Genomic DNA, 9659 nt, shown 5'->3' on the forward strand with positions numbered 1-9659 from the left:
CCAGGTAAGTCCTGGATGTGCTGCTGGAGCAGCACATCCAGGACTTACCTGCGCCGCCCACACACCCAAGGCCCCCGCACCGCCCCCGAGGGCCGCGGCGGCCGCGGCACCCGGACGGCGCTGCACGGCGCGCCGGGGCGACCCCGGCGTGCCTAGCGTGGCAGCACGTAACGGGTCCGACACACCGGAGGTCAGCATGGCCCTGCGCCGTTCCCTGTCCCGCGTCGCCATGGGCGCCGCCGCCATCGCCCTGCTCTGCGCCGGGGCCGCGCCCGCCGTCGCCGGGCAGAGCCACCCCACCCCGCCGGACGAGCGGTTCTACCAGGGCGTCGTCACCGCCCGCGGCGGGCTCCAGCTGCACACCTCGCCCACCCGTGGCAGCGAGGTGATCGGCTTCGCCCCCCACGGCGCGGTGGTCGACATCTTCTGCAAGACGCCCGGCGAGACCGTCGACGGCAACCCGCTGTGGTACCTGCTCGCCGACGGCACCTGGGCCTGGGGTCCCGCCCGGTACATCGACAACATCGGACCCGCCCCGCGCTGGTGCGGCCCGACGCACTGACATAACGGGACATCACGGCCCACGCTTGCTACGTTCCGACCCATGACCACCCAGGCCACGCGGGACTGGAAGGCGGCCGGGCCCACGTCCGCCACGGCGGCGCCCGTCAGCCGCCGGGGCGCGGAGCTCGCCCTGATCGTCCTCGCCGTGTTCCTCTCCGTGTGCGGCTACTGCGCCGTCGGCCTGGCCCGCACCGGTCACGTCCCGCCCGACGCCGTCCGTCACGGCGCCGGGCTCGGGGCGCTGGCCCTGGCCGCGCACGTGGTGGTGCGGCTGCGGGCGCCCCACGCGGACCCGTTGCCGCTGCCCATCGCCGTGCTGCTGAACGGCCTGGGCCTGGTGCTGATCCACCGTCTCGACCTGGAGACCCCCGGCGAGCGGGCCGCGCCCGCGCAGCTGGTGTGGTCGACGCTGGGGGTCGGGCTGTTCATCGCCGTGGTGTGGCTGCTGCGCGATCACCGCACGCTGCGGCCCGCCGCCCGGGCCTGCGGGATCGCCGCGACGGTGCTGCTGGTGCTCCCGGTGTTCTTCCCCGCGGTCAACGGCGCCCGGATCTGGATCCGGATGGCCGGCTTCTCGCTGCAGCCGGCCGAGTTCGCCAAGGTGCTGCTGGTGGTGTTCTTCGCCGGGCACCTGGCCGCGCGCCGCGAGGCGCTCGCCGGGAGCGGGCGACGGGCGTGGGGGCCGGTGGTGGCGATCTGGCTGCTGAGCGTCGGCATCCTGGTCCTGGAGCGGGACCTGGGGACCTCGTTGCTCTTCTTCGCCCTGTTCGTGATCCTGCTCTACGTCGCCACCGGCCGCCTCGGCTGGATCGCGTTGGGGCTGGTGCTGCTGTCGGCCGCCGCGACGGCCGTGGCACGGATGGAGCCGCACGTGCGCGGGCGGGTGGCCGACTGGCTGGACCCGTTCGCCTCCGTCGAGGCGGGGCTGGGCGCCGGGCAGCTCGCCCAGTCGCTCTTCGCCTTCGCTGCGGGCGGGCTGTTCGGTGAAGGGCTGGGCCAGGGGCAGTCGGTGCTGATCGGCTTCGCCGCCAAGTCGGACTTCATCCTGGCCACGGCGGGCGAGGAGCTCGGCCTGGCCGGGCTGAGCGCCGTCATCGTGCTGTACGCGCTGCTGGTGGAACGCGGCTATCGGGCCGCCCTGTCGACGCCGGACCGGTTCGGGCGGCTGCTGGCGGTGGGGCTCGCCTCGCTGATCGCCGTGCAGGTGTTCGTGATCGCGGGCGGGGTGACCGGGCTCATCCCGTTGACCGGGATGGCGATGCCGTTCCTCGCGCAGGGCGGGTCCTCGGTGGTCACCAACTGGGTGATCGTCGCCCTGCTGATCCGGCTCGGCGACGCAGCCGCCCGGCACGAGGCGGGTGACACGGACGACGCGGAGGACGCCGAAGAGGCGGAGGACGCGGAGGACGCCGAGGACGCGGGCAACGCGGGGGACGCCGCGGACGCGTCCGGCGCCTCGCCCGCCCGCCCCGAGGAGCGGGCGTCGTGACCCGGACCGTGCGGCACGCCGGGCTGTTCTGCCTGCTGCTGCTCGCCGCCCTGCTGGTGAACGCGGCGCGGGTGCAGCTGTTCGAGGGCGGGACCTACGAGCACAACCCGGCCAACCGGCGGGCCGACATCGACCGTTACCACCACCCGCGCGGCGACATCCTGGTCGGCGACCGCCCGGTGACCGGCTCGGTCGACACCGGCGGGCGGCTGCGGCACGAACGCACCTACGCCGACGGCCCGTTGTACGCCCCCCTCACCGGTTTCGCCTCGCAGGCGTACGGCACCACCCTGCTGGAGCACGCCGAGGACGACGTCCTCACCGGCCGCCACCCGCTGCTCTCCGCGCTCCCGCTGCTGGGCGGCCCGGCCGGCAGCGGAGGCGACGTGCTCACCACCGTGCAACCGGAGGCGCAGCGTGCCGCGTTCGACGGGCTGGGCCGCCGCAAGGGCGCGGTGGTGGCGCTGGAGCCGGCCACCGGGCGGATCCTGGCGATGGTCTCCACCCCCTCCTACGACCCCGCCGAGCTGGCCGGCAACGGGCCGTCGTCGGCGCGGGCCTGGCGCCGGCTGCTGGCGGACCCCGGTCAGCCCATGCTCAACCGGGCGGTGCGGCAGACCTACCCCCCGGGCTCCACCTTCAAGGTGGTCACCGCGGCCGCCGCGCTGGAGGCCCGGGTGGTGCGCGACCTGGACCAGCGAGTGGGCGAGCCCGGCCCGTACCGGCTGCCGGGCACGGACACCGAACTGGCCGACGTGCGGGGCGAGTGCGGCGGCGCCACCCTGCGGCAGGCCTTCGAGTGGTCCTGCAACACGGTCTTCGCGCGGCTCGGCGTCCGGGTGGGCGCGGAGCGGATGGCGCGTACGGCACAAGCCTTCGGCTTCAACGACGACGGGCTGCGGATCCCCTTCGGGGTGGCCCGCTCCACCTTCGACCCGCGGGTCGACCCGGCGCAGCTGGCGCTGTCGTCGATCGGGCAGTACAACACCCGGGCCACGCCGCTGCAGATGGCACGGGTCGCGGCGGTGGTGGCCGGGGGCGGGATGACACGCACCCCCTACCTGGTGGAGCGGACCACCACCGACCGGGGCACCACGATCGGCCGGGCCGGCCCGCGAGGGCTGCGGCAGGTGGTGCGACCGGCGACGGCGCGGCTGCTGCGGGAGCTGATGACGGGGGTCGTCACCGACGGCACGGGAGGCCAGGCGGCGATCCCCGGCGCGGTGGTCGGCGGCAAGACGGGGACCGCGCAGCACGGGGTCGGGAACGCCGGGACGCCGTACGCGTGGTTCGTGTCCTGGGCGCGGGCGGAGCGGGAACTGGAGCCGCGGGTCGCGGTGGCGGTGGTCGTCGAGGACGCCGCGGCGGACCGGGGCGACATCACCGGGGGCGACGTCGCGGCGCCGATCGCCCGCGCGGTGATGCGGGCCGCCCTCGCCGCGCCCTGAGGCGAACGCCGCTGTCGTCGCGTCGGGCCTTCCCCGGTCACGTGGACATTTGGTGACCGGTGCCGCTCAGGGGATTGACGCGCTTGCTGACACGCAGTCTCATAAGGGGTGTACCCGACGGTAACACTCGCACGACGAGGTGGAGAGCCATGACGACCGTGACGGACGCCGACACGCTCGCCGGACTGCGCGACGCACTGGGTCTGCTCAAGGACCGCGAGCAGGTGGCCAAGCGGCTGCTCGACTCGTCGGCGAAGCACTCGTTCGACCCGGACAAGGAGCTGGACTGGGACGCGCCCTTCGAGGAGGGCAAGTGGTTCTGGCCCCCGGAGCTGGTGTCGCTGTACGGCACCCCGCTGTGGAAGCGGATGAGCGAGGAGCAGCGCATCGAGCTCTCCAGGCACGAGGCCGCCGCCCTGTGCTCGCTCGGCATCTGGTTCGAGATCATCCTGATGCAGCTGCTCTGCCGGCACATCTACGACAAGAACCCGACCAGCAACCACGTCCGGTACGCCCTCACCGAGATCGAGGACGAGTGCCGGCACTCGAAGATGTTCGCCCGGTTCATCCAGCGGTCCGGCTGCCCGGAGTACCCGGTCAGCCCTCTCCACCAGAACCTGGGCCGGCTCTTCAAGACCGTCTCCACCACGCCGGGGTCCTTCACGGCCACCCTGCTGGGCGAGGAGATCCTCGACTGGATGCAGCGGCTGACCTTCCCGGACGAGCGGGTCCAGACCCTCACCCGCGGCGTCACCCGGATCCACGTCGTGGAGGAGGCGCGCCACGTCCGGTACGCCCGTGAGGAGCTGCGGCGCCAGATGGTGACCGCGCCGCGCTGGTCGCGTGAGTTCACCCGGGTCACCTCCGGCGAGTTCGCCCGGGTCTTCTCGGTCGCCTTCATCAACCCGGAGGTGTACACCAACGTCGGCCTCGACAAGCGGCAGGCGATGGAGGAGGTCAGGAACAGCGGCCACCGCCGGGACGTCATGCAGACCGGTGCGAAGAAGCTGACCGACTTCCTGGACGACATCGGCGTGCTGCGCGGCGTGGGCCGCAAGCTCTGGCAGACCTCCGGCCTGCTCGCCTGAGCCCACCGCCGCAGGGCCGCCGAGCCCGCCCCACCGCGCCGCGGGGCCGCCGGGGCGGTCCTGTCCGGTGCTCCTCGCCCCACCCGCGACACTGGTGGGGTGAAGAGTGAAGAGACGCCCTTCGAGGGCGGCCCGCTGGACGGCAGGACGCTGCCCGTCCTGCTGGGCGCGACCGGGCAGCCGCCGCGGTACTACAAGGTCCCGGTGCCCGACCCGGACGGCGGGCGGCCCACGGTCCTGGTGTACCGGCGCGAGCCGCGCGGGCACGGCCGCCGGCTGGGGCTGCCGGTCGGCTGGAAGTTCGTCTTCGTACCCGACGCGAGGGGCGACGAGGGCCGCCCCCGCTGGCCCTGGTCCCGCCGCCCCCCGAAGCCGGCGGACGGGCACGGTTCCACCGACGGGTGACCTCGTTGCGCCGCCCGCCGACCTCCGGCGCGCGGACCGCGACGGGTGCGCCCATCCTGCCGGTGCGGAGCGGAAGTCCCGCCCCGCGCCGGAGGTGACGTCATGTCAGCACGCCCGTCGCGCGGGCGCGTTCCCCGCCTGCTGTGCGCCGCCGCGGTCGCGGCCGGCGCCCTGACCCCCGTGGCCCCGGCGGCCGCCGAGGACGATCCGGCGCCGCCGTCCGCGGCCCGGCAGCGGCCGGTCGCCGTGCTCCTCGCCGATCTGCGCACCCTGCACCGGCAGGCCGGGCAGGCCGCCGAGGAGTACCGGGACGCCGGCGTGCTGCTGCGCGGGCAGCGCGCGCGGGTGGACCGGCTGGACGCCGAGCTGGCCCGCGCCCGGCTCTCCCTCGACGACAGCCGCGCGGCGGCCGGGGCGTTCGCCCGGGCGCAGTACCGGAACACCGCGGGCGCCCTCTCGCCCTACCTGCGGGTGCTGTTCGCCCGCGACCCGCAGACGGCGGTGGAGGAGGGCCGGCTGGTCGCCCGTGCCGCCGACGCGCACGCGCGCTCGGTGGGACGGCTCACCGGCGGCGAACACCGGGTGCGGGACCTGGCCCGGCGGGCGCGTGCCGCGCTGGACCGGCAGCTGGTGCTGGCCGCGAAGCGGAAGAAGGCCGACCAGCGGGTCCGCGACCGGCTGGGCCGCATCGAGAAGCTGCTCGCCGCGCTGACGCCGGCCCAGCTGAAGGCGCTGGCCGCCTACGAGCGGCGCGCGGGAGCCGGCCGCGGCTGAGGCTCCCGGGAGAACGCGCCGCCGCCCGGCACGGGGCCGGGCGGCGGTCATGTCGTGGTGCGGCCGGCGCGCGTGCCTCAGCCGCTGACGGAGGCGAGGTAGGCGCCCGTCTTCTCCGGGTCGAACCAGAAGTTGTCGAAGTCCGCCGGGTCGTCGAACCCGTTGGCGATCCGGTCGGCCACCGGCTGGAGCTGCCCGGCGGCGCCGATCAGGTTGAGGACGTGCTCCGGCGGCGGGGTCAGCATGGCGTTGGTCCACCTGGTGACGTGCTGGGCGGTGTCCCAGTAGCGGTCGAAGGTGGCCTGCATCCACTCCTCGTCGAACGGCTTGTCGCCGTGCTCGACGATGGACGCCAGGTAGGCCGCGGCGCACTTGGAGGCGGAGTTGGAGCCCTGGCCGGTGATGGGGTCGTTGGCCACCACCACGTCGGCGACGCCGAGCACCGCACCGCCGCCGGGCAGCCGGCCGATGGGGTTGCGCACCGTCGGGGCGTAACGGCCGGAGAGGGTGCCGCCCGCGTCGGTGAGCTCCACGTTGGTGGCCCTCGCGTACTCCCAGGGCGTGAAGCGCTCCATCAGCTCCAGGGTGAGCGCGAGGTGCTCGGAGGGGTCCTTGACGCCCTGGAAGACGTCCAGCGGACCGCCGGGGACGCCCTCCCAGAAGAGGATGTCGGCGCGTCCGGAGAGGGTGTACGTCGGCATGATGAACAGCTCGCCGACGCCCGGCACCAGGTTGCAGCGGACCGCGTCGAACTCCGGGTGCTCCGGGCGCGGGCCCAGGCCGTGGACGTACGACACGGCGAGCGCGCGCTGCGGCTCGGTGAACGGGGAGCGGGAGGCGTCACGCTGGAACATGGAGACGAGCTCGCCCTTGCCGGCCGAGACCAGCACCAGGTCGTAGGTGCGGGAGAAGTACTCCAGGTCGGAGACGGCGGCGCCGTGGATGACGAGCTGGCCGCCGCGCTGGGCGAAGGTCTCCATCCAGCCGGCCATCTTGACCCGCTGGTCGACGGACTGGGCGTGGCCGTCCAGCTTGCCGACCCAGTCGACGACCCGCTGCGACTCGGGGCCGGCGACCGACACGCCCAGGCCCTCGATCCGGGGCGCCTGGGACTCCCAGAAGTTCAGCTGGAGGTCGCGCTCGTGCTGGAGGGCGGTGTGGAACATGCACTGCGTCGACATGACGCGGCCGGAGCGGATCTCGTCCGCCGTCCGGTTGGACATCAGGGTGACCTCGTACCCGTGCTGCTGCAGGCCGAGGGCGAGCTGGAGACCGGACTGGCCGGCTCCGACGACGAGTATCTTCCGCATGCGGGATGTCTCCTACTCGGGACGCTGGAGGACGCGCCCGGGTGCTCGGGTGTGACGGACAGGCCTTCTCGGAACGGCCCCTTCGGGAGGGTCCGTTCGAGGAGGGCCTATTCGGGAAGCCCTTATTCGGGAAGGGCCTCGAGGGCGTGGCCGACGAGGGCCAGCAGGGTCTCGATCACCGCGATCCGGCTGCGCGCGTCGATGACCATGACCGGCACGGCCGGGGGTATGGACAGCGCCTCCCGGACGTCCTCCGGTTCGAAACGCTCGCTGCCCTCGAAGTGGTTGACGGCCACCACGTACGGCAGGCCGCAGCTCTCGAAGTAGTCGAGGGCCGGCCAGCAGTCCTTGAGGCGGCGGGTGTCCGCCAGCACGACGGCGCCGACCGCGCCCCGGGCCAGGTCGTCCCACATGAACCAGAACCGCTGCTGGCCGGGCGTGCCGAACAGGTAGAGGACCAGGTCGTCGTCGAGGGTGATCCGGCCGAAGTCCATCGCCACGGTGGTCGTGGTCTTGCCGGGCGTGGCGGTGATGTCGTCGGTGCCGGCACTGGCCTCCGTCATCAGGGCCTCGGTCTCCAGAGGCTTGATCTCCGATACCGTGCCGACCAGCGTGGTCTTGCCGACGCCGAAGCCGCCGGCCACCAGGATCTTGGTGGCCACCGGCGCCCGGTTGCGGTCGGTCTGCCACGGCCGGAGGACCTCCTCCTCGGCGTCGGCCACGGCGGCCGGCACGGCCTCGGGGACGACGGCGTTCCCGGCGTCAGAGACGGCGAAGGCCATGGAGCACCCTTTCGAGCAGTGCGCGGTCGGGACGGCCGGTGGGGTGCCCGGTCCCGTACACGCGGATCTTTCCCTGGTCCGCGAGGTCGCTCAGCAGTACGCGGACGACGCCCAGCGGCATCTTGAGCAGCGCGGCGATCTCCGCCACCGTGCGCATGCGGCGGCAGAGCTCCACGATGGCCCGCATCTCCGGCATCACCCTGGTCACGAGCGAGCCGTTCGGCAGCTCCTTGCGCTCCGGGGGCGCGTCCAGCGCCGCCACGAAGGTCTCGACCAGCAGCACGTGGCCGAAGCGGGTCCGGCCGCCGGTCAGCGAGTAGGGCCGCACCCGGGCGGGTCTGCGGTCCCCGCCGCGCACCGGAAGTTTCGAGGCGCTCATCGTCCGCTCCTCACGTCGCCGGCCTTCCGTTCCATCGAGTCACGGAGCTCGTCGCGCAGTTCGGGGGTCAGCACGTGTCCGGCACGGCCCACGAAGAGCGCCATGTGGTACGCGATCACGCTCATGTCGCAGTCCGGCGCGGCGTGCGCGCCGAGCAGGGAGCCGTCGCTGATCGCCATGACGAAGAGGCTGCCCTCCTCCATGGCGACCATGGTCTGGCGGACGCCGCCGAACTCCAGCAGCTTGCAGGCGCCGACGGTCAGGCTGCCGATGCCGGACACCACGGTGGCCAGGTCGGCGGCCGAGCCGCGCGGGCCGGTGGGGGCGTCCTTCTTCTCCTTCGGGGCGTGGTCGGCCAGGTCGGAGGAGAGCAGGAGCAGTCCGTCGGAGGAGACGACCGCCACCGACAGGAGCCCGGGCACCTCCTCGACGAGGTTGGTCAACAGCCAGTGCAGGTTGCGAGCCTCACTGCTCAGTCCGACGGTGCTGGGCGCGGTCAACTGCTTGCCTCCTCGACGGTTCCCCCCATGGCCTGCTCGGATGCGTTCCCCTGACGAGGGCCCGGCGCGCCGGTGGCGTCGCCTCGCCCCTCCCCCTGCGGTCCGGGCGCCCCCTGCGCACCCGGTCCGCCCGTCGACCCCGCCAGCTCCGCCTCGACGTCGCGGCGGCCGGCCCGGGATCCCGTGTGGAACCCGCCCAGCCTGCGCCGCAGCGCGTCGGCGTCCACCGCGCCCGTGCGCGGGCGCGGTGCGGGAGCGGACACCACCTTGGGCGTGCGCTTGGGCAGGCCCTTGTCGGTCACCGGCTCGGCCTCGGCCTCGTCGGCGACGCGCTCGTGCCGCTCGGGGCCGATGGCGTACGGGTCCGTCGTCCCCTGCCCGTCCGCGCCGGCGTCCGGACCGTCGTCCTGACCGGCGCCGTGGTCGGTGGCGAGGTCGGAGCGGTGGTCGGCGGCGGAGTCGGTGGCACGGTCGGTGGCGTGCTCGGTGGCGTGGCCCGCGGCGATGCGTTCGGCGTCCTCGCCGGACATCTGGGCGGGCAGCCGGAAGGTCACCGTCTCCTCGGCCACGGCCTCGTGCCGGTCCCCACCGGCCCGGGCCGCGTCGGCCACCTCGTCGTCGTCCGCGGCGGCAGGCCGCTGCTCGGCACCGTCGGCGGCGTCCGCCGGGTTCCCGGCAGGCGCAGGCTCGTCGGTCACCTGGTCGTCCGCGGCGGTCCCGGTCGCCTCTGCGTCCGCGGCGGTCCCGGTCGCCCCGGCGGCGGTGTCCTCACCGGCGTCCGTGGCGGCGGGGGTGCGCACCTCCGGCGGGAGGGCGGCGCCCGCCGGGGTGGCCGTGCCCGAGGTGGTGGCCGTGGGCCCGGCCACGGAGGCGCGGGCCGCCCCGGCGGCGGCCTCGGCCGCCTCGACGGCCTTCTCGGC

10 protein-coding genes and 1 pseudogene are annotated in these 9659 nt (G+C 74.3%); 6 read left to right on the forward strand and 5 right to left on the reverse strand.

All coding sequences use genetic code 11. The features are described 5' to 3' along the window. The first annotated feature begins 157 nt into the window (after positions 1 to 157). The 6 genes from ACOV8S_RS14645 to ACOV8S_RS14670 all read left to right on the forward strand — a co-directional run bounded on the left by ACOV8S_RS14645 (position 158) and on the right by ACOV8S_RS14670 (position 5768). On the forward strand, positions 158 to 562 hold the full coding sequence (locus ACOV8S_RS14645; protein ID WP_448318242.1) for an SH3 domain-containing protein: 405 nt from the start codon (positions 158 to 160) through the stop codon (positions 560 to 562). Between the two features lie 42 nt (positions 563 to 604). Beyond that, positions 605 to 2053 carry an FtsW/RodA/SpoVE family cell cycle protein gene (locus ACOV8S_RS14650; protein WP_448318243.1) on the forward strand — a complete coding sequence of 483 codons (1449 nt, stop codon included), beginning with the start codon at positions 605 to 607 and terminating at the stop codon, positions 2051 to 2053. Further along, entirely contained in the window at positions 2050 to 3501 is a 1452-nt protein-coding gene (locus ACOV8S_RS14655; protein WP_448318245.1) for a penicillin-binding transpeptidase domain-containing protein, read from the forward strand. The genes ACOV8S_RS14650 and ACOV8S_RS14655 overlap by 4 nt, the downstream gene beginning before the upstream one ends. A gap of 149 nt (positions 3502 to 3650) precedes the next feature. Then, positions 3651 to 4589, forward strand: coding sequence for an AurF N-oxygenase family protein (locus ACOV8S_RS14660; RefSeq protein ID WP_448318246.1), 939 nt, complete (start codon positions 3651 to 3653; stop codon positions 4587 to 4589). Positions 4590 to 4688: 99 nt separating this feature from the next. Then, entirely contained in the window at positions 4689 to 4994 is a 306-nt protein-coding gene (locus ACOV8S_RS14665) for a hypothetical protein (RefSeq protein ID WP_448318247.1), read from the forward strand. A gap of 102 nt (positions 4995 to 5096) precedes the next feature. Beyond that, the gene (locus tag ACOV8S_RS14670) at positions 5097 to 5768 is read left to right on the forward strand and encodes a hypothetical protein (protein ID WP_448318248.1); all 672 of its coding nucleotides are present in this window, start codon (positions 5097 to 5099) and stop codon (positions 5766 to 5768) included. Positions 5769 to 5845: 77 nt separating this feature from the next. On the opposite strand, the gene ACOV8S_RS14675 is transcribed toward ACOV8S_RS14670, so the two are convergent. The 5 genes and pseudogenes from ACOV8S_RS14675 to ACOV8S_RS14695 all read right to left on the reverse strand — a co-directional run. After that, positions 5846 to 7078 (reverse strand): styrene monooxygenase/indole monooxygenase family protein, encoded by a 1233-nt coding sequence (locus ACOV8S_RS14675; protein ID WP_448318249.1) that lies wholly within the window; start codon positions 7076 to 7078, stop codon positions 5846 to 5848. 122 nt (positions 7079 to 7200) lie between these two features. Next, the gene (locus ACOV8S_RS14680; protein WP_448318250.1) at positions 7201 to 7860 is read right to left on the reverse strand and encodes a GTP-binding protein; all 660 of its coding nucleotides are present in this window, start codon (positions 7858 to 7860) and stop codon (positions 7201 to 7203) included. Beyond that, entirely contained in the window at positions 7841 to 8239 is a 399-nt protein-coding gene (locus ACOV8S_RS14685; protein WP_448318252.1) for a DUF742 domain-containing protein, read from the reverse strand. The genes ACOV8S_RS14680 and ACOV8S_RS14685 overlap by 20 nt, the downstream gene beginning before the upstream one ends. Then, positions 8236 to 8739 (reverse strand): roadblock/LC7 domain-containing protein, encoded by a 504-nt coding sequence (locus ACOV8S_RS14690; protein WP_448318254.1) that lies wholly within the window; start codon positions 8737 to 8739, stop codon positions 8236 to 8238. The genes ACOV8S_RS14685 and ACOV8S_RS14690 overlap by 4 nt, the downstream gene beginning before the upstream one ends. Continuing rightward, positions 8736 to 9659: pseudogene (locus tag ACOV8S_RS14695) on the reverse strand (hypothetical protein); the annotation flags it as partial. The gene ACOV8S_RS14690 and the pseudogene ACOV8S_RS14695, both read right to left, overlap by 4 nt.

It is taken from the genome of Streptomyces sp. CO7, assembly GCF_053474865.1.